This is a genomic window from Streptomyces sp. Sge12, assembly GCF_002080455.1.
GTDB lineage: Bacteria > Actinomycetota > Actinomycetes > Streptomycetales > Streptomycetaceae > Streptomyces.
The window spans coordinates 3,285,250-3,304,281 of sequence record NZ_CP020555.1 but is presented as its reverse complement, the minus strand read 5'-3'; the positions used below and the strand labels follow the sequence as shown (position 1 = coordinate 3,304,281).

Sequence of the window (19,032 nt, the reverse complement as noted above, 5' to 3'; positions counted from 1 at the left end):
GTGAGGCGATCTGTGACAGGTATCACCGCTCAGGTGTGATCTGCGATTTAGGGTCCCACGTCCCTCGGGGATAACCTGCGGGACGGACATGCCGCGTCCACGGTCACCGTGTGCGCCTTCCTTGTGACAGCGCCGTCACGTTGCCCTCCGCGGCACGCCCACGCAGATAGCAGACAACCGCGAATCACTGCGAATCTTTAAAAAGACAAGGGACGGACGCGCGTGGACCTGTTCGAGTACCAGGCGAGGGACCTCTTCGCCAAGCACGGTGTACCGGTGCTGGCCGGTGAAGTCATCGACACGCCTGAGGCGGCTCGCGAGGCCACCGAGCGGCTGGGCGGCAAGTCGGTCGTCAAGGCGCAGGTGAAGGTCGGCGGCCGCGGCAAGGCCGGTGGCGTGAAGCTGGCCGCCACCCCGGACGAGGCCGTCGCCCGGGCGACGGACATCCTCGGCATGGACATCAAGGGCCACACGGTCCACAAGGTGATGATCGCCGAGACGGCCCCGGAGATCCTCGAGGAGTACTACGTCTCGTACCTCCTCGACCGGACCAACCGCACCTTCCTCGCCATGGCGTCCGTCGCGGGCGGCATGGACATCGAGCAGGTCGCCGAGGAGACCCCGGAGAAGCTCGCCAAGGTCCCGGTGAACGCCAACGAGGGCGTGACCATCGAGAAGGCCCGCGAGATCGTCGCGCTGGCGCAGTTCCCGGCCGAGGTCGCCGAGAAGGTCGCCGAGGTCCTCGTGACCCTGTGGGCGACCTTCATCGCCGAGGACGCGCTCCTCGTCGAGGTCAACCCGCTCGCGAAGGTCGCCAACGGCGACGTCATCGCGCTCGACGGCAAGGTCTCGCTCGACGAGAACGCCGAGTTCCGCCAGCCGGGTCACGAGGAGTTCGTGGACCACGCGGCCGCGAACCCGCTCGAGGCCGCCGCCAAGGCGAAGAACCTCAACTACGTCAAGCTCGACGGTGAGGTCGGCATCATCGGCAACGGCGCGGGTCTCGTCATGAGCACCCTCGACGTCGTCGCGTACGCCGGCGAGAACCACGGCGGCGTCAAGCCCGCCAACTTCCTGGACATCGGCGGTGGCGCCTCCGCCGCCGTGATGGCCAACGGTCTCGAGATCATCCTCGGCGACCCGGACGTCAAGTCCGTCTTCGTCAACGTCTTCGGTGGCATCACCGCCTGTGACGAGGTCGCCAACGGCATCGTCCAGGCGCTGCAGCTGCTCGCGGACAAGGGCGAGGCGGTCACCAAGCCGCTGGTCGTCCGTCTCGACGGCAACAACGCCGAGCTGGGTCGCAAGATCCTCTCGGACGCCAACCACCCGCTGGTCCAGCGCGTGGACACCATGGACGGCGCGGCCGACAAGGCCGCCGAGCTCGCGGCTGCGAAGTAAGGGCAGAGGTCACAGACTCACATGGCTATCTTCCTCAACAAGGACAGCAAGGTCATCGTCCAGGGCATGACCGGTGCCACGGGCATGAAGCACACCAAGCTGATGCTGGCTGACGGCACCAACATCGTCGGCGGCGTGAACCCGCGCAAGGCCGGCACCACCGTCGACTTCGACGGCACCGAGGTCCCGGTCTTCGGCTCCGTCGCCGAGGCGATGGAGAAGACGGGCGCCAACGTCTCCGTCCTCTTCGTCCCGCCGGCCTTCGCCAAGGCCGCCGTCGTCGAGGCGATCGACGCCGAGATCCCGCTGGCCGTCGTCATCACCGAGGGCATCGCGGTGCACGACTCCGCCGCCTTCTGGGCGTACGCGACCGCCAAGGGCAACAAGACCCGGATCATCGGCCCGAACTGCCCGGGTCTGATCACCCCCGGCCAGTCCAACGCCGGCATCATCCCGGGCGACATCACCAAGCCCGGCAAGATCGGTCTCGTGTCCAAGTCGGGCACGCTGACCTACCAGATGATGTACGAGCTCCGTGACATCGGCTTCACCTCTGCCGTCGGCATCGGTGGCGACCCGGTCATCGGCACCACGCACATCGACGCCCTGGAGGCCTTCGAGGCCGACCCGGAGACCGAGCTCATCGTCATGATCGGCGAGATCGGCGGCGACGCCGAGGAGCGTGCGGCGGACTTCATCGCGAAGAACGTCACCAAGCCGGTCGTCGGCTACGTCGCGGGCTTCACCGCCCCCGAGGGCAAGACCATGGGCCACGCCGGCGCCATCGTCTCCGGCTCCTCCGGCACCGCGCAGGCCAAGAAGGAGGCCCTCGAGGCCGCCGGTGTGAAGGTCGGCAAGACCCCCACCGAGACCGCGAAGCTTGCGCGCGAGATCCTCAACGCCAAGTAAGAGCGACTCTGCACGGGCGTGGCCCGCACCCCTCGGGGGTGCGGGCCACGCCCGTTTCTCATTCGATCCCCGGGGCGATCCGCGCCGGTCCGGCCTCCGGGTCGGCGCGCAGCTTGTCGTGCAGCTGTCTGCTGCGCTCGGTGAGCTGCTGGGGGCCGGCCAGCGGGGGTACGCCCGAGACGCTCGCGCCGGGTGCCAGCGGGGGCTCGTAGTGGGTGGGCGCGGTCATCAACGTGTAGGCGGTCGAGACGGCGATCATCGCCGTCAGGCTGAGGGTCGCGCGGGTCCACAGCCGGGTGCGCCGCTCGCCGCCGCCGCGGACGGCCGAGGCCGGGCGGGGGTGGAGGTCGACGGCCGGTTGCAGCGCGGTGAACAGGTCGCGCAGCAGTGCGGACTGCTTCTCGGGCGGGACCTCGGCGAGTTCGGGGATCAGCTCGGTGAGGTCGGCGTGTGCGTGCACGAGCCGGTTCCCGGCGGTGGGGGTGGTGGCCTCGGTCTCGGCGGCGGTGTCGGGCAGGTCGAGGCCGACGCCGTCGTAGAGCAGCACGGTACGGCGGTGGACGGGGGGCAGTGACAGCAGCGCGTCGAGCAGGATCCGGTCCGACGGCTCGGCGGGGGGCTTGTCGGGGTGGCGGTGGGCGCGCCGGAACCGGTGCCAGGGGGAGAGGGCGTAGTCGTACGCGATCGCCCGCACCCAGCCCACCGGGTCCGGGTCGGTGGCCACTTCGGGCCACCGGTCCCACGCCTGGGTGAAAGCTTTCTCCACCGCCTCCAGGGCGAGGGCTCCGCGGCCGGTGAGCAGGTAGGCCTGCCGGGCGAGGTCGCGTGCGGCACGGGTGTAGAGGGCGTCGAAGGCCTCGGCCGGGCCCTGTACCGGGAGCGCCGGGGGCTGCTCGGCGGGCCCGCCGGTCGCGTCGACGGAACCGGTGGCGGTCCCGTCGGCCGCGGCGGGCCCGGTGGCTGCCCCGCCGGTTCCGGCGGTCGCGGCGGTCGCCTCGGCGGTCGCGGCGGCGGGTTCGGCCGGCGCGTGCGAGGAGGAGGGTGGGTCGGCGGCGGGGTCCTCCGCCGCCCGCGCGGGCTTCGCCTCCCCGGGCGCGCCGGTGGGCGCTGCGGCTTCCGCGGGGTCGGCGAGGCGCGCCAGGAACTGCGTGTACGCCTCGCGCTTGCGCCCGCGGGGGGCCGTGCGGCCCGATTCCCAGGAGCGGACGGTCGCCGCGGTGACGCCCACCGCCGCGGCGACCTCATCGTGTGTCAGTTCCGCCGCCTCGCGCAGTCTGCGGCGCTCCTTCGGGGCGGGCAGGCTCAGCTCCGGGTCCGCTGAGGAGGCAGTATCGACGCTTCGTGTCATGCCGCACTCCCCGCGAACCGGCAGCCCTGGGCGAAAAAGTACATAAACGTATATTGAGCGACACCACGGGCATTCGCCTGTTACCCGCCCATAGCGCGTGTCGTTGGCACCATGGCGGGGTGACCCAAGTGACCGAACGCGGGACCCCGTTGTCAGCGGCCCCGCGAGCCGGCGTGCGGCGCCGTTCGCCGGCCGCCGCCGCATGCGTCGTGGGCGGCGCCGTGGCGGCCGGACTCGGGCTCGGCTTCCTCGCCGTGCTCGTCATCGTGCTGTGGATCAGCTCCCCCTACCCCGACAGCGGCCCCGGCGGGGCCCTGCACCTCGCCGCCGGGCTCTGGCTGCTCGCCCACGGGACCGAGCTGGTGCGCTACGACACCCTGTCCGGCGTTCCCGCGCCCGTCGGGGTGACGCCGCTGCTCCTCGTCGCACTGCCCGTGCTGCTCGTGCGGCGGGCCGCCCGGCTGGGCAGCGCCGCCGAGGAGGACGAGGAGGTGCTGCCCGCCGGGGCCGTGTTCTCCGCCGTGCTCTGCGGCTACCTCGCCGTCGGAGCCGTCGCCACGGTGTACGCCGCGGGCGGCCCCATGTCGGCCGACCCCATCAGCGCGGCCTGGCACATCCCGCTGGTCGCGGTGCTCGCCGCGGCCGGCGGGGTGTGGGCGGCCCGGGGGCGTCCGCTCGGGCCGCTGCCGACCTGGCTGCCGGGGGGCGTACGTAGGGCCGTCGTGCGCCCCCGGTACGCGCTGGCGCTCCGGGCGGGCGCGGGCGGGGCCCTGGTGCTCCTGGGCGGTGGCGCGCTGGTGGTCGGCGCCTCGCTCGCGTGGCACGGAGCCGAGGTGCAGTCCTCCTTCCTGTCGCTGACCGGGGTGTGGTCCGGCCGCTTCGCGGTCCTGCTGCTCGCACTCACGCTGATCCCGAACGCCATGGTCTGGGGCGCGGCCTACGCCCTCGGGCCCGGCTTCGCCCTCGGCGCCGATGTGACGGCCGCGCCGCTGGGCTTCCCGGGCGCGCCCGGGTTGCCCCGCTTCCCGCTGCTGGCCGCGCTTCCGACCGCGGGCCCCGGAACCCCGCTGACCTGGGCGGCCTTCGTGGTGCCGGTGGTTGCCGGACTGGCGGTGGGCTGGTTCGCGGTACGCCGGGCGCGCGAGGTCTCGTACGGGGAGACCGCGCTCACGGCGGCCCTGGGTTCGGTGGTGTGCGGCCTGCTGATGGCCGGGCTCGCGGCGGCGTCGGAGGGGCCGCTGGGGTCGCGGCGGCTGGCCGAGTTCGGGCCGGTGTGGTGGGCCACGGGGGCGGCGGCCCTGGCGTGGACGGCGGTGCTGGCCGTGCCGGTCGCGGTGGCGGTGCATGCGTGGCGCAACCGCCCGGCGATGGGGCCGGTCGGGGCGGATGCCGATGACGCGGTGGACGACGGGTGGCACGACAGCGGGGTGCGGGAGGTTCGGTGGGCCGCGATGAGGAAGGCGGCGGGGGCGCTGATTCCCGAGATCGGGGTCGCCGCGCCGCTGCCTCCGGCGGTGCCGGCGGTTCCTGAGGTTTCTGCTGTGCCCGAGGAACGGGTGCGGGGGCAGGTGCGCGTGCGGCGGGCCGTGACCGTGGCGTCGGGGCTGGATCTGGATCCGGGACTGCTCGCGGGGAGGTCGGCGGAGCCGGTCGCGCCGGCGCCGTTGGCTCCGCCGGTGGTCGGGGCGCGGGTGCTGGCCCGGCGGAAGCCGCCGCCGCCCGAGTAGGCCGTTCGGGTGCGGCGCCGCTGCCGGGGCTCCGCCCCGGACCCCGCGCCTCAATCGCCGGCGGGGCTGAAAGAGCGCCTCAATCGCCGGCGGGGCTGAAAGAGCGCCTCAATCGCCGGCGGGGCTGAAAGAGCGCCTCAATCGCCGGCGGGGCTGAAACGGCGCCTCAAGCGTCGGCCGGGCTGGAAGCGGGGCTTGAGGGGCGGGTTAGGGGCGGACCTTCAGGACGTCGCCTACCAGGTTGTTGGGGAGGAGGGTGTTGCACTGGAGTTCCGCCGACTTGGTGAGGGCGTCGTCGCGGCAGACGTAGAAGTCCTTGTACGCCAGCTGCAGGGCGTACGAGCTCATCGCCAGCAGGATCGCCAGTGAGGCCGTGACCAGGCCGCTCACCGCCGCCGTGCGCTGGGGGCGGGCCGCGGGGCCCAGGGCGTCCAGGCCCGCCGGTGCGGCGGCCGGGGCGCCGTCCGCCGTCGCCGGTACGGGCTTGCCGCGCAGCGCGCTGATCCCCCAGTAGAGGGCGAGCGCCCCGAGCAGCAGTCCCACCGACGGGATCCCGAAGATCCCGAAGAAGAAGCCCCACATGCCGGCCAGCAGCGCGTACCGGGCGCGGCGCTGGATCGGGTCCGTCGGGTCCCAGCGCGCCGGACCCCGCTGCCCGTCCGAGTCCTTCGGGCTCTCGCCGTTCCCGCCGCCCCCACCGTCGCGCGGCTGCCACGGCTGGTCGGGCCGGCCTTCCGGCGGAGCTGCGAAGGGGTTGTCGTCGGTGGGGGAGTCGGGCTGACGGCGGTCCGGCATCGGGTGTGTTTCTTCCCCTGTGTCATGGACGCCCTGAGGACGTCGTGGCGAGGTGGGCCCAGTTTGCGGCTTGTACGCCAGACGCTACCGCCCGGTCGTCCCCCCGTCCCTCGGGGGCTGTCCGGTGTACCGGTATCGTTGCAGGCGGTCGGTGGCTTCGTACGGTTGCCCATATACCGGTACCCCGAAGTTTCGTATGACCACACAAGACGAACACCGCAATCCCGCGAGAAAGGGCCTCCCATGGCCGCCTCCCGCCTGGTCGTGCTGGTCTCCGGTTCCGGCACCAACCTCCAGGCCCTCCTCGATGCCATCGACGCCCACCCCGGCGGTGCCGAGGGTTTCGGTGCCGAAGTCGTCGCCGTGGGGGCCGACCGCGAGAACATCGCCGGCCTCGAGCGGGCGGAGAAGGCCGGGATCCCGACCTTCGTCTGCCCGGTCAAGGGGTACGGGAGCCGCGCGGAGTGGGATGTCGCCCTCACCGAGGCGACCGACGCGTACGCGCCGGACCTCGTCGTGTCCGCCGGATTCATGAAGATCGTGGGCAAGGTGTTCATCGACCGCTTCGGCGGCCGGTTCATCAATACCCACCCCGCCCTCCTCCCCGCCTTCCCGGGTGCGCACGGCGTACGGGACGCCCTCGCCTACGGCGCGAGGGTGACCGGCTGCACCGTCCACTTCGTGGACAGCGGCGTGGACACCGGTCCGATCATCGCCCAGGGTGTGGTCGAGGTCCGGGACGAGGACGACGAAGCCGCTCTCCATGAGCGCATCAAGGAAGTCGAGCGCCAGCTGCTCGTCGATGTCGTGGGGCGTCTGGCCCGGCACGGCTACCGCATTGAGGGACGAAAGGTAACAATCCAGTGACCGCCGCAGACATCGCAGCGAGCAACGACCCGACCACGAACCAGCGGCCGATCCGGCGTGCGCTCATCAGCGTCTACGACAAGACGGGACTGGAAGAGCTGGCCCGCGGCCTGCACGGGGCGGGCGTCGCGCTCGTCTCCACCGGCTCCACCGCGTCGAGGATCGCCGCGGCCGGGGTGCCCGTCACCAAGGTGGAGGAGCTGACCGGCTTCCCCGAGTGCCTGGACGGCCGGGTCAAGACCCTGCACCCGCGCGTGCACGCCGGCATCCTCGCCGACCTGCGCCTGGAGGACCACCGCAACCAGCTCGCCGAGCTGGGCGTCGAGCCCTTCGACCTGGTGATCGTCAACCTGTACCCCTTCCTCGCGACCGTCCAGTCGGGTGCCACCCCCGACGAGTGCGTGGAGCAGATCGACATCGGCGGCCCGTCGATGGTCCGCGCCGCCGCCAAGAACCACCCCTCCGTCGCGGTCGTCACCAGCCCGGCCCGCTACGCCGACGTCATCGCGGCGGCCCAGGGCGGTGGCTTCGACCTCACCGCCCGCAAGCGGCTCGCGGCCGAGGCCTTCCAGCACACCGCCTCCTACGACGTGGCCGTGGCCTCCTGGTTCACGAACGCGTACGCCCCGGAAGCCCCCGCGGACGACGCCGCGGCGCTGCCCGAGTTCCTGGCCGGCGCCTGGGAGCGCAAGTCGACCCTGCGCTACGGCGAGAACCCGCACCAGGCCGCCGCCCTCTACACCGACGGGCAGCCCGGTGGACTGGCCAACGCGGAGCAGCTCCACGGCAAGGAGATGTCCTTCAACAACTACGTGGACACCGAGGCCGCGCGCCGCGCCGCCTACGACCACGAAGAGCCGTGCGTCGCGATCATCAAGCACGCCAACCCGTGCGGCATCGCGATCGGCGACGACGTCGCCGCGGCCCACCGCAAGGCGCACGCCTGCGACCCGCTGTCGGCCTTCGGCGGCGTCATCGCCGTCAACCGCCCGGTGACCGTCGAGCTCGCCGAGCAGGTCGCGGAGATCTTCACCGAGGTCATCGCCGCCCCCGCCTACGAGGACGGCGCGGTCGAGGTCCTGGCCAAGAAGAAGAACATCCGTGTCCTGAAGGTGGACGGCACCCCGCACCAGCCGGGCGACCTCAAGCCCATCAGCGGCGGTGCGCTGCTCCAGCAGAGCGACCTCTTCCAGGCCGAGGGCGACGACCCGGCCAACTGGACGCTGGCCACCGGTGACGCCCTGTCCCCGGCGGAACTCGCCGAGCTGGCCTTCGCGTGGAAGGCCTGCCGGGCCGTCAAGTCCAACGCGATCCTGCTCGCCAAGGACGGCGCCTCGGTCGGCGTCGGCATGGGCCAGGTCAACCGTGTGGACTCGGCGAAGCTGGCGGTCGAGCGGGCGGGTGCCGAGCGCGCGCAGGGCTCGTACGCCGCGTCCGACGCCTTCTTCCCCTTCCCGGACGGGCTGGAGATCCTGACGGCCGCGGGCATCAAGGCCGTGGTCCAGCCGGGTGGTTCGGTCCGTGACGAGCAGGTCGTCGAGGCCGCGCAGAAGGCCGGTGTGACGATGTACTTCACCGGCACCCGGCACTTCTTCCACTGAGCCGTCCGAACGGCCCCGAACGACGGCGAAGGCCGCGTCCCGCAGTGCGGGGCGCGGCCTTCGCCGGTTCCGGGAGCGGGCGCCGTCAGTAGGCCGGGCGCTTGAAGTAGTCGCCGGCCTTCGCGAGGCCGATGACGATGGTGAGGCCGAGGGCGAGGGAGACCAGGGCGGGCAGCACGGTGATGGCGGTCGGGCCGGCCGAGTGCTCGCTGGCTCCCGCTGCCGCCAGGTTGACGAGCACGCTCATGACGGCGAAGAAGGTCTGGATCGAGCCGTAGACGATGCCGGAGACACGGACCCCGTTGCGGCCCTTGCCCATCTTGGCCGCCGTCAGGAACGGCCACAGGGCCAGGCCGATCACGACGAGACCGCCGATGACGAAGCCGACGCCGACGGCGGTGCCCGCCTCGTCCGCCGAGGAGCTGGAGGAACCGGAGAGGGCCGCGGCGAAGACGGCGCCGCCGATGATGACGAACAGGCCGGCCAGCGCCTGCAGGCTGCCCAGGATGAAGAGGATGACGCGGGCGGCCTTGGCGCCGCCCGGCATCTCCATGTGGGCCCCGGGGTATCCGCCCGGCCCGCCCGGATAGCCGCCGGGCCCGCCCGGGTAGCCGGCCGGCCCGCCCGGGTACGCCTGCGGGGCCTGCTGCGGGTAGGCGTAGCCGCCCTGCGGCGGGACGCCCTGGGGGGCCTGCTGGGGGTAGCCGTAGCCGGGCTGGCCCTGCGGGGCCTGGGGCGGCTGCTGTCCGTACGGATTGTGCGGTTCGCCGAAGCTCATGGTGGGGTGTTCCTCCGTGGAAGTGCAGGGACGCACGGCACGAGCACGGAGGAGTCCTGCACGGTGCGGTCCCGCCCCCCGGCACTGCCCGCGGCACTCAGTCGTTTCATCGTGGTCCGACCGGCCGTTACTTGTCCAGCGGGTTGCGCTACGGGCGGTGACTTGTTGTGCAAGTGCAATGAACGCTGTGCCCCTGCGAGCGCCTTGACTGGAACCGGGGCCGCCTCATCCGGGAGGATGGGGGCATGACCGCCCAGATTCTCGATGGCAAGGCCACCGCCGCCGCGATCAAGTCCGAACTGACCGCCCGCGTGGCGGCCCTGAAGGCCCGGGGCATCACCCCCGGCCTCGGCACCCTGCTGGTCGGTGACGATCCGGGCAGCCGCTGGTACGTCAACGGCAAGCACAAGGACTGCGCCGAGGTCGGCATCGCCTCCATCCAGCGCGAACTGCCCGATACGGCCTCCCAGGAGGAGATCGAGGCGGTCGTACGGGAGCTCAACGCGAACCCGGAGTGCACCGGCTACATCGTCCAACTCCCGCTCCCCAAGGGCATCGACACCAACCGGGTCCTGGAGCTGATGGATCCGCTCAAGGACGCCGACGGCCTGCACCCCATGTCGCTGGGCCGGCTGGTCCTCAATGAGCCGGGCCCGCTGCCCTGTACCCCGTACGGGATCGTCGAACTGCTGCGCCACCACGGCGTCGGCATCAACGGCGCGCACGTCGTCGTCCTCGGCCGCGGGATCACCGTCGGGCGCTCCATCGGCCTGCTGCTGACCCGCAAGTCCGAGAACGCCACCGTGACGCTGTGCCACACCGGTACCCGCGACCTCTCCGGGCTGCTGCGCCAGGCGGACATCATCGTCGCGGCGGCCGGTGTCCCGCACCTGGTCAAGCCGGAGGACGTGCGTCCGGGCGCGGCCGTCCTCGATGTGGGCGTCAGCCGCGACGGGAACGGGAAGATCGTCGGCGATGTGCACCCCGGCGTGGCCGAGGTGGCCGCGTGGATCTCGCCGAACCCGGGCGGCGTCGGCCCGATGACCCGGGCCCAGCTGCTCGTCAATGTCGTCGAGGCGGCGGAACGGACCACCAGTGCAGGCTGAATCGGACGCGGAGAACGCGGCGGGCGGCGGCGCGGCCCGGGCGAACGGCACCCCCGTCGCACCGGTCGCACCCGCCACGCCGGTCGTCCCCGCCGTCGGGGCGGGCCCCGGCGCCCAGGGCGGTCCCGGCGCCCAGGCCGGTCCCGACGGGTCCGGGGCCGAGGCGGCCCGCTCCCGCCGCTTCCCCTCCATCACCCGGGACACCGCCCGCCCCGAGGGCAGCGGCCGTGCCGTGCCCGGGGCCGTGTCCACGCCGGCCCGTCAGTGGCCGATGCTCAGCGTGCTCACCGCGACCGCGGTCGGGCTGCTGACCACCGCGCTGGGGCACCCGCGGGTCGGCTGCCTGATCATCGGCGTCGCCCTGATCGCGGCCTCGGTGATGCGGCGCCTGCTGCCCTCGGTGGGCATGCTCGCGGTCCGCTCCCGCTTCACGGACATGATCACGTACGGGCTGCTGGGTGTGGCGATCACCCTGCTGGCACTGGTCATGCCCAAGCCGTGGCTGCAGATCCCGTTCATGGAGGACGTGGTGCGCTTCACCGTCCGCTAGCGGCGGTGGGCGCGCCCGACCCGGCCGGTGCGCCCGCCGACGTGAGTGCGGTGAGTGCCGCCAGGGCGGCCGCGACGGCCGGCTGGGTCTCGGTGCCCGCCCGGACCAGCGCGTCCAGCGTCCGCCCCGGCCCCGGCAGCTCCCGTACGGCGACGCCGGCCGGCGGGGCGTCGCACAGCAGCTTCGGCAGGATCGACACGGCCTGCCCGGTGGCCACGAGCCACAGCCCGGACCGCAGGTCCCCGCACTCGTGGGCGATGCGCGGGGTGAATCCGGCGTTCCGGCAGGCGTGCAGCAGCATCTCGCGACAGCTGCTCGGGGCCGGCGCCGCGACCCACGCGCACGCGCCCAGCGCGGCGAGCCCCTCCCGCTCGTACGCGGGGAGCAGGGCCCGCGGCAGTGCCAGGCACAGCGGGTCCGCGAAGAGCGGCACCGCGGTGGTCCCGGCCGCGGGCGGAGCGCCGAGCAGCGGGTAGGCGTAGGTCACCGCCAGGTCCAGGCGGCGCCCGCGCAGCAGCGGCAGCGCCTCCTCCGGGTCCGCCTGCACGATGCGCGGGCGCAGCCGGGGGTGGCGTACGGCCAGCTCGGCGACGAGCGGGGCGGCCACCGTGGCCAGCGCGCTGGGGGCGCAGCCGACGGCGAGGTCCCCGATCGGCTCGGTGTCGAGGGCGCGCACGGCTCCCTCGGCCCGTTCCAGGGCGGCGAGCACCGGTTCGCACGCTGCGGCCAGCGCGGCGCCGGCGGGGGTCAGCCGCAGCCCGCGCCCGTCCTTCTCGACGAGGACGGCTCCGGCCTCGGCCTCCAGGGCGCGCAGTTGCTGGGAGACGGCGGAGGGGGTGACCCCGTGCAGGTCGGCGACGGCGGTCACCCGGGAGTGTTCCGCCAGGTCCCGCAGGATGACCATGCGCTTCACATCAAGCATGAGTTCAGCTTAATGATTGCTGAAGCGCAGGTAGCTGGACTTCACGATGGCCGGGCGGTGATGCTCGTGCCATGAACGCGAAGACGCAGAAGGTCCTCCTGATCGGCGCACACGGAACCCTGGGCCGGGCGGTCCACACGGCCCTGCGCGACCGCGGCCACCGGGTCGTCACCGCCTCCCGCAAGGGCGCCGACGTCCACGTCGACATCACCGACCCCGACTCCGTCCGCGCCATGTACGAGCAGGTGGCGCAGCGGGTGGGGGACATCGACGCCGTGGCGTGCGCGGCCGGCAGCGTGCCGTGGCGCCCGCTCGCCGAGCTGAGTACGGACGACATCCGCGGCGGCCTCGAAGGCAAGGCCGTCAGCCAGATCGAGCTGGTCCGCCAGGGCGCCCGGCACCTGCCCGCGCACGCCTCGTACACGCTGGTCACCGGCATCCTGGCCCGCGAGCCCCTGCTCACCGGCTCGGTGGCCGCCCTGGTCAACGGCGCCGTCGAGGCCTTCGTGCGCGCCGCCGCCATCGAACTGCCGGGCCGGCAGCGCATCAACGCCGTCAGCCCGACCGTCTTCGAGGAGTCCCTCGACGCGTACGGGGACACCTTCGCGGGATTCGACGCCGTCCCGGTCGCCCGCGCGGCGAACGCCTACGTCAAGTCCGTGGAGGGGCACCGGACGGGCCAGATCTTCCTGGTCGAATAGCGGTCCGGGGACCGGCCGCACCTTCGAACTCCGGGGTCCGTGTGCCGCGCACCACAGGGACCCGGGGGTTAGCCCGCTCCCGGGTCGGATAGCCTGACGGCGGATGTCTCTTCACGTCAAGATTTACTGGGGAGCGGCGTCCTCCAGCACATGGGGCAGGGACGCCCCACCGCCAGCTGTCTAACGGAGAAGGCCATGACCCGCACTCCCGTGAATGTCACCGTCACCGGCGCCGCCGGCCAGATCGGCTACGCGCTGCTCTTCCGCATCGCTTCCGGTCACCTGCTCGGCGCGGACGTGCCGGTCAAGCTCCGTCTTCTGGAGATCCCCCAGGGCATGAAGGCCGCTGAGGGCACCGCCATGGAGCTCGACGACTGCGCCTTCCCGCTGCTCGCCGGCATCGACATCTTCGACGACCCGAACCAGGGCTTCGACGGTGCGAACGTCGCGCTGCTCGTGGGCGCCCGCCCGCGTACCAAGGGCATGGAGCGCGGCGACCTGCTCGCCGCCAACGGCGGCATCTTCAAGCCGCAGGGCCAGGCCATCAACGCGCACGCCGCGGACGACATCAAGGTCCTCGTCGTGGGCAACCCGGCCAACACCAACGCGCTCATCGCGCAGGCCTCCGCCCCGGACGTACCGGCCGAGCGCTTCACCGCGATGACCCGCCTGGACCACAACCGCGCGATCTCGCAGCTGGCCGCCAAGACCGGTGCCGCCGTCTCCGACATCAAGCGCCTGACCATCTGGGGCAACCACTCGGCGACCCAGTACCCGGACATCTTCCACGCGGAGATCGCCGGCAAGAACGCCGCCGAGGTCGTCAACGACGAGCTGTGGCTGGCCGACACCTTCATCCCGACCGTCGCCAAGCGCGGCGCCGCGATCATCGAGGCCCGTGGCGCGTCCTCGGCCGCCTCGGCCGCCAACGCCGCCATCGACCACGTCCACACGTGGGTCAACGGCACCGCCGAGGGCGACTGGACCTCGATGGGCATCCCGTCGGACGGCTCCTACGGCGTCCCGGCCGGTCTGATCTCCTCCTTCCCCGTCACCTGCAAGGACGGCAAGTACGAGATCGTCCAGGGCCTGGACATCAACGAGTTCTCCCGCACCCGCATCGACGCCTCCGTCCAGGAGCTGGCGGAGGAGCGCGACGCGGTCCGCGAGCTCGGCCTGATCTGATCCGGTCGCCCGACCCGATCGATCCGTTCTTCCGAAAAGCCCCGGCGCATCGCGCCGGGGCTTTTTGGCGCGAACGCGCCTGTCATGTGCCTGATCGCAGATTTATGGTTTCCCTCCGCACACCGAAAGGGGGATTCGGTGACAGGCACTGCGGACGACAGAACTCCTGTGCACCCTTCGCTCAGCGAAGCCGGCCGGCTGCTGTGCGCCGGCAGCTATCTCGACGCCGCGTACCGCGACCGGGTGATCCAGGAGCTCTATGTCCACGAGGAGCGCTTCGTGGCGCCCTCCTACGGTTTCGACGCCGCACGCGTCCTCGCCCACGCACTCCAGGCCCGCCGCGCCGAAGCGGCCTGGGCCTCGGCCGTCCTGGCGGTGTGGGGCCTCGGGCTGGTACTGGCCCAGGCACTCGTCATCTTCCTGCTGATCCCGGCCGCGTTCCTGAGCGGGGCCGGACGGCTCGAGCGCCGCCGGCTGAAGCGGGAACGCGGCGGCCGCTTCCTGGAACTCCTGCTGCGCGCATGCGGCTCCGTCCTGCTCATCGGCGTCGTGCTGGGCGTGCTGGTCGGCGCGGTCGAAGGCCGTACGAGCGTCGGCGGCACCGACGAATCGCTCCTGGTTTTCGAGTCCTTCCTGCACGAGTTCGAGGGAGAGCCCTTCGCTCTCGGCTTCGTCCTGGCGCTGCCCGCACTCGGCTACGCGCTCGCCGTCTCCTACGCCTGGACGGCCCTGATCGTCTTCGCCCTGCTGGCCCTGGTCGTCGGCCTCCAGCGGGGCCACTTCGCCCGCGTCATCAGCACCTCGCTCAGCCGCGACCGCTACGCCGACCCGAGCGCCGATCCCGCCTCCGGCAGCCGCTTCGCGCTGGCCCGCGACCGGATCCTGCGGACCCAGCACAGCCGCCTGGTCATCTACAGCGTCGAGGACCCGTTCTGCGGCGCGGGCACCGCGTACCGACCCTGGCACCTGTCGGTCGAACTGCGCCCGCGCACGGACGGCGTCGAACCCGAACCGCTGGACAACGCGCGGATCGTGGCCCGCATCCGGCCGCGGCTGGAGGCCCTGCGCGTCCCGTCGCCGCACGGCTCGCCCGAGGCCGAGCAGGCCGTACTGGACCGGCTGCGGGAACTGGTCGTCGACGAGTGCGTGTTCCTGCCGGCCTCCGGGCTGCCGGCCGCGTTCCGGCCGGACCTCTCGGACGGCGCGTTCGAGGCGCACCGGGCCGGAGCCGTGGAGGAGGGCGGTGAGCGCCGCCGGCACTTCCTGCGGGTACGGGTCGGCGGCTGGGACGAGAACCTCGTCGTCACCGTCTTCGTACGCGTCCACACACAGGGCGGGATGCTGATGCTGGAGGTGGCGCCGCACGTGCTGCTGCCCATACGGCAGGAGTTCCAGGAGGCCGACGACGTGGCCCGGCGCCATCTGCGCAACAACCCCTTCGCCAAGGCCGTCTGGGCGCTGCGCAACGCCCCGCGCTCGCTCGGCAAGGCCCTCACCACCCTGTCGGGCGGCAGCCGCGGCCCGTGGCAGATCGCCACGGAAGGCCACGGCGGCGCCCTCCCGGCCGGCCCGGCCGTGTCCGTACGCGAACTCGCGGCGCGGGAGGACGCCTCGCTGTTCCAGCTGATGGACCTGGACCGGTACCTGAAGACCATCCAGGACCGGATCGTCGCCGGCGTGACCCTCGCCCTGCACGAAGCGGGCTGGCACACGGAGGAGTTCGCACAGCGGGCGGTCACGGTGGCGGAGGGCGGGGTCTTCATCCAGTCCGTGAGCCACAGCGCGTTCAGCGTGGGCGGCAGCGGGCACAGCAACCGGACGAGCCACCACACGAGCCACCACACCAGCGGGGGGAGCGGCAGTGACGCATGACGGGGGAGCCGGAACCGGAGCGGGCTCGGGAGCCGGCACCGGGCAGGTGCAGATCAACAGCGTCCACAACGCGGCGTTCAGCATCGGCGGCGAGCACATCACCAACACCAGCGTCCACCACGACGGCACGGGAGCGGGCGCCCCGGGCGCGGAGGAACTGCTGGAGGCCGTACGGGAGCTGCGCGCCGCCCTCGCCCGACTGCCCCGCAGTGCCGACCGGGCGGCGCTCGACACCGAACTGGACGAGGCCGTCGGCGAGCTGGAGGAGGCCGGGGAGATCCGGCCCGGCCTGCCCGCCCGGCTGAGGGGCGCGCTCCAGCGCTGGGCCCCGCTGGTGGAGTCGGTGAACGCGGCCGCCGCCCTCGGCGGGCTGCTCGCCGCGCTGGGGAGCTGACCGGTGGCCACCGGCGGCGGCGCCCACTGGAATCCGCAGTCGCAGCGCTGGGAGTGGGCGGACCAGCCGACGTCGCCACCGCCGACGGGCGGCGGTGGCGGCTTTGGGGGTCGTGGCGGCCGTGGCGGTCGCGGCCCCGATGCGCTGCGCAACCGGAAGGTCCTCCTGTGGGTGGCCCTCGGAGCCGCGGTGGCCGGCGGCTGCGCCATGGCCGGGTGGCTCCTCCTCGGCGACGAGGAGCCGAAGGCACCCGCCGCGGCGCCGTCGGCTTCGGGCGCCCCGGATCCATCGACCGGCACGGAGCCGGACCCGGAGCCCACCGCCGCGTCCTCCTCCGCCTCGCCCTCCCCGTCGGCCGCTCCGCCGTACACGGTGGTCCGCGACGACGCCGGCTTCTCGGTGGCCGTCCCCACGGGCTGGGAGCGCAGCCACGACGAGAACGGCAGCGGGTCCTTCTACCGCCGGCCCGGGGACCGGAGCGCGCTCGTCCAGATCTTCCGGGTCACCGAGCCCGACAGCGTCGGCGCGTGCGAGCTGCTGCGGATCTCCTCGAACACCCTCGGCTCCAACCCCGGCTACCGCGAGGTCTCCGTCGAGGCGGCCCCCGGCAAGTCCTGCGAGCTGGTCTACGAGTACGACAGCGCGGAGTCGCAGGGCCGCCGCCGCGGGATCGAACGGATCGCCGTCTCCCCGGACGGCCGGCGGTGGGCGCTGCTGGCGGCCGGCCCGGCCGCCGACGGCGCGGCGGTGCGCGCGAACCTGACGGCGGCCGTGGAGTCCTTCAGGCCGGACTGACCGGCCCGGCGCAACCGTCCGATCGGGCTACTTGTACATGCCCGGGGTGTAGTGGCCCGGAACCAGGCGGGTGGTGACGCCGATGCGGTTCCAGACGTTGATCGTCGCGATCACGGCGATCAGCTGGGCGAGCTCGCGCTCCTCGAACTGCTTGGCGGCCTTCTCGTAGACCTCGTCCGGCACGAAGCCGTCCGTCAGGACGGTGACCGCCTCGGTGAACTCGATCGCGGCGAGCTCCTTCTCGGTGTAGAAGTGCCGCGACTCCTCCCAGGCACCCAGCTGGACGATGCGCTCGACGCTCTCACCTGCGGCGATCGCGTCCTTGGTGTGCATGTCGAGGCAGAAGGCGCAGTGGTTGAGCTGGGAGGCGCGGATCTTGACGAGCTCGACCAGGGAGGGGTCCAGACCCTTCTTGGAGGCGATCTCCAGGGCCAGGACGGCCTTGTAGACCTCCGGGGCGAGCTTCGCCATCTGCAGGCGCGGGGTGTGCTCGGGGGCGTGTTCGTGTGTGGTCGTCATGTGATCCACCCTAGGAGCCGGGCGGCCCACCGATATGGTCCATATTCATGACGGAATCGTGGGCCACTTTCGGCGCCGACCTGCACCTGGACCTCACCGCCGGACGCCGGCTGCGGGCCGGGCTCACCGAGGCGCTGCGCGAGGCCGCGCGCAGCGGGCGGCTCGCGGCCGGGACCCGGCTCCCGTCCTCGCGCACCCTCGCCGCAGACCTGGGCATCGCCCGGAACACGGTCGCCGAGGCGTACGCCGAGCTCGTCGCCGAGGGCTGGCTGACGGCCCGCCAGGGCTCCGGCACCCGCGTCGCCGAACGGGCCAGGCCGCGCCGGCCCGCCGCGGCCGGACCCGTACGGCGCCCCGCGCGCAGGGGGCCCGCGTACAGCCTGGTGCCCGGCTCCCCGGACCTGGGCGGCTTCCCGCGCGCGGCCTGGCTGTCGGCCGCCCGCCGGGCCCTGACCGCCGCGCCGAACGAGGCCTTCGGCTACGCGGCCGACCCGCGCGGCCGAGTCGAGCTGCGGCAGGCACTGGCCGGCTACCTGGCGCGGGCGCGCGGGGTGTACGCGGACCCCGAACGCATCGTGCTCTGCGCCGGCTTCCTGCACGGGCTGACCCTGCTGGCGGGCGTGCTGCGGGCGCGGCGGGTGCGGGAGGTGGCCGTGGAGGGGTACGGCCTGGACTTCCACCGCGACCTGCTGGCGCGGGCGGGCCTGCGGACGCGCCCGCTGGGCGTGGACGGGGAAGGGGCCCGGACGGGGGAGCTGACCGCGGCGGCGGGCGCGGTGCTGCTGACCCCGGCGCACCAGTTCCCGACGGGCGTGGCCCTGACTCCGGCGCGGCGCGCGGCCGCGGTCGACTGGGCCCGGACCACGGGCGGGCTGATCCTGGAGGACGACTACGACGGGGAGTTCCGCTACGACCGCCAGTCGGTCGGCGCGCTCCAGGGCCTGGACCCGGACCGGGTGGTGTACCTGGGCACGGCCAGCAAGTCACTGGCCCCGGGGCTGCGGATGGGCTGGATGGTGGTCCCGCCGGGGCTGCTGGAGGAGGTGCTCGCCGCCAAGCGGCCCACGGACTGGGCGTGCGGCGCGCTGGACCAGCTGACGCTGGCGGAGTTCATCACCTCCGGGGCCTACGACCGGCACGTGCGCGGGATGCGCCTGCGGTACCGGCGGCGCCGGGACGCGCTGGTGGCGGCGGTGGGGGACCGGGTGGGCGTGTCGGGGATCGCGGCGGGGCTGCACGCGGTGCTGGACCTCCCGGAGGGGCTGGAACGGTCGGTCCTGCAGTCGGCGGCCTGGCAGGACCTGGCCCTGCACGGGCTGGGGCGGTTCCGGCATCCGGAGGCGGGTGCGCTGCCCGCGCGGGATGCGGTGGTCGTGGGGTACGGGACGCCGTCGGACAGTGCGTGGGCGCCGACGCTGGCGGCCCTGGCGGCGGCCCTGCCGTGACCTGCGGCGCCGTTGCCGGGGGCGCTGCCCCCGGACCCCCGCGCCTCAAACGCCGGCGGGGCTGAGAGAGGTCGCCTCAAACGCCGGCGGGGCTGAAACGTGCGGCGGGGCGGTCGG

Annotated in this window: 18 protein-coding genes; 13 read left to right on the top strand and 5 right to left on the bottom strand. The window is 73.1% G+C overall.

Annotated elements, in window-relative coordinates; translation table 11 throughout:
• Positions 1 to 222: 222 nt before the first annotated feature.
• Positions 223 to 1,401, top strand: a complete 1,179-nt coding sequence (gene sucC / locus B6R96_RS14420; RefSeq protein ID WP_030389142.1) for an ADP-forming succinate--CoA ligase subunit beta — start codon at positions 223 to 225, stop codon at positions 1,399 to 1,401.
• A gap of 21 nt (positions 1,402 to 1,422) precedes the next feature.
• Positions 1,423 to 2,310, top strand: a complete 888-nt coding sequence (gene sucD, locus B6R96_RS14415; RefSeq protein ID WP_030290624.1) for a succinate--CoA ligase subunit alpha — start codon at positions 1,423 to 1,425, stop codon at positions 2,308 to 2,310.
• A gap of 58 nt (positions 2,311 to 2,368) precedes the next feature.
• Here sucD and B6R96_RS14410 read toward each other — a convergent pair whose 3' ends face one another.
• A complete protein-coding gene (locus tag B6R96_RS14410; RefSeq protein ID WP_107475516.1) occupies positions 2,369 to 3,658 on the bottom strand; it encodes a helix-turn-helix domain-containing protein in 1,290 nt (429 codons plus the stop codon).
• Positions 3,659 to 3,777: 119 nt separating this feature from the next.
• On the opposite strand from B6R96_RS14410, the gene B6R96_RS14405 reads away from it, so the two are divergent.
• Positions 3,778 to 5,385: a cell division protein PerM gene (locus B6R96_RS14405; protein ID WP_159396327.1), complete on the top strand. Its 1,608-nt coding sequence runs from the start codon at positions 3,778 to 3,780 to the stop codon at positions 5,383 to 5,385.
• Positions 5,386 to 5,592: 207 nt separating this feature from the next.
• On the opposite strand, the gene B6R96_RS14400 is transcribed toward B6R96_RS14405, so the two are convergent.
• Positions 5,593 to 6,180 (bottom strand): hypothetical protein, encoded by a 588-nt coding sequence (locus B6R96_RS14400; protein ID WP_030389145.1) that lies wholly within the window; start codon positions 6,178 to 6,180, stop codon positions 5,593 to 5,595.
• Between the two features lie 243 nt (positions 6,181 to 6,423).
• Between B6R96_RS14400 and purN the strand changes: the two genes are divergently transcribed.
• Both purN and purH read left to right on the top strand, forming a co-directional pair.
• Positions 6,424 to 7,047 (top strand): phosphoribosylglycinamide formyltransferase, encoded by a 624-nt coding sequence (purN, locus tag B6R96_RS14395; RefSeq protein ID WP_030389146.1) that lies wholly within the window; start codon positions 6,424 to 6,426, stop codon positions 7,045 to 7,047.
• The gene (purH, locus tag B6R96_RS14390; protein ID WP_081522652.1) at positions 7,044 to 8,648 is read left to right on the top strand and encodes a bifunctional phosphoribosylaminoimidazolecarboxamide formyltransferase/IMP cyclohydrolase; all 1,605 of its coding nucleotides are present in this window, start codon (positions 7,044 to 7,046) and stop codon (positions 8,646 to 8,648) included. Before purN ends, purH begins: the two co-directional genes overlap by 4 nt.
• Before the next feature lie 85 nt (positions 8,649 to 8,733).
• Here the strand turns inward: purH and B6R96_RS14385 are convergent, their stop codons facing one another.
• The gene (locus tag B6R96_RS14385; RefSeq protein ID WP_030389148.1) at positions 8,734 to 9,426 is read right to left on the bottom strand and encodes a hypothetical protein; all 693 of its coding nucleotides are present in this window, start codon (positions 9,424 to 9,426) and stop codon (positions 8,734 to 8,736) included.
• A 245-nt stretch (positions 9,427 to 9,671) separates the two neighbouring features.
• Here B6R96_RS14385 and B6R96_RS14380 point away from each other — a divergent pair, with 245 nt between their 5' ends.
• Together B6R96_RS14380 and B6R96_RS14375 are read left to right on the top strand one after the other, a co-directional pair.
• The gene (locus tag B6R96_RS14380; protein ID WP_030389149.1) at positions 9,672 to 10,532 is read left to right on the top strand and encodes a bifunctional methylenetetrahydrofolate dehydrogenase/methenyltetrahydrofolate cyclohydrolase; all 861 of its coding nucleotides are present in this window, start codon (positions 9,672 to 9,674) and stop codon (positions 10,530 to 10,532) included.
• A complete protein-coding gene (locus B6R96_RS14375) occupies positions 10,522 to 11,082 on the top strand; it encodes a DUF3017 domain-containing protein (protein ID WP_237291422.1) in 561 nt (186 codons plus the stop codon). The genes B6R96_RS14380 and B6R96_RS14375 overlap by 11 nt, the downstream gene beginning before the upstream one ends.
• Here the strand turns inward: B6R96_RS14375 and B6R96_RS14370 are convergent.
• On the bottom strand, positions 11,069 to 12,004 hold the full coding sequence (locus B6R96_RS14370) for a LysR family transcriptional regulator (RefSeq protein WP_081522650.1): 936 nt from the start codon (positions 12,002 to 12,004) through the stop codon (positions 11,069 to 11,071). The genes B6R96_RS14375 and B6R96_RS14370 overlap by 14 nt on opposite strands.
• Before the next feature lie 71 nt (positions 12,005 to 12,075).
• Here B6R96_RS14370 and B6R96_RS14365 point away from each other — a divergent pair, with 71 nt between their 5' ends.
• The 5 genes from B6R96_RS14365 (at position 12,076) to B6R96_RS14345 (ending at position 16,951) form a co-directional block, all read left to right on the top strand.
• Entirely contained in the window at positions 12,076 to 12,705 is a 630-nt protein-coding gene (locus B6R96_RS14365) for a short chain dehydrogenase (RefSeq protein ID WP_053704281.1), read from the top strand.
• Positions 12,706 to 12,900: 195 nt separating this feature from the next.
• Positions 12,901 to 13,890: a malate dehydrogenase gene (locus B6R96_RS14360; protein WP_030389153.1), complete on the top strand. Its 990-nt coding sequence runs from the start codon at positions 12,901 to 12,903 to the stop codon at positions 13,888 to 13,890.
• A gap of 138 nt (positions 13,891 to 14,028) precedes the next feature.
• A complete protein-coding gene (locus tag B6R96_RS14355) occupies positions 14,029 to 15,762 on the top strand; it encodes a hypothetical protein (protein WP_237291421.1) in 1,734 nt (577 codons plus the stop codon).
• The gene (locus B6R96_RS14350; protein WP_053704279.1) at positions 15,752 to 16,156 is read left to right on the top strand and encodes a hypothetical protein; all 405 of its coding nucleotides are present in this window, start codon (positions 15,752 to 15,754) and stop codon (positions 16,154 to 16,156) included. Before B6R96_RS14355 ends, B6R96_RS14350 begins: the two co-directional genes overlap by 11 nt.
• Positions 16,157 to 16,159: 3 nt before the next feature.
• Positions 16,160 to 16,951 (top strand): hypothetical protein, encoded by a 792-nt coding sequence (locus tag B6R96_RS14345; RefSeq protein WP_159062063.1) that lies wholly within the window; start codon positions 16,160 to 16,162, stop codon positions 16,949 to 16,951.
• A 27-nt stretch (positions 16,952 to 16,978) separates the two neighbouring features.
• Here the strand turns inward: B6R96_RS14345 and B6R96_RS14340 are convergent, their stop codons facing one another.
• Positions 16,979 to 17,470, bottom strand: a complete 492-nt coding sequence (locus B6R96_RS14340) for a carboxymuconolactone decarboxylase family protein (protein ID WP_030389157.1) — start codon at positions 17,468 to 17,470, stop codon at positions 16,979 to 16,981.
• 47 nt (positions 17,471 to 17,517) lie between these two features.
• On the opposite strand from B6R96_RS14340, the gene pdxR reads away from it, so the two are divergent.
• Positions 17,518 to 18,915, top strand: coding sequence for a MocR-like pyridoxine biosynthesis transcription factor PdxR (pdxR, locus tag B6R96_RS14335; RefSeq protein WP_053175157.1), 1,398 nt, complete (start codon positions 17,518 to 17,520; stop codon positions 18,913 to 18,915).
• The last annotated feature ends 117 nt before the right edge of the window (positions 18,916 to 19,032 follow it).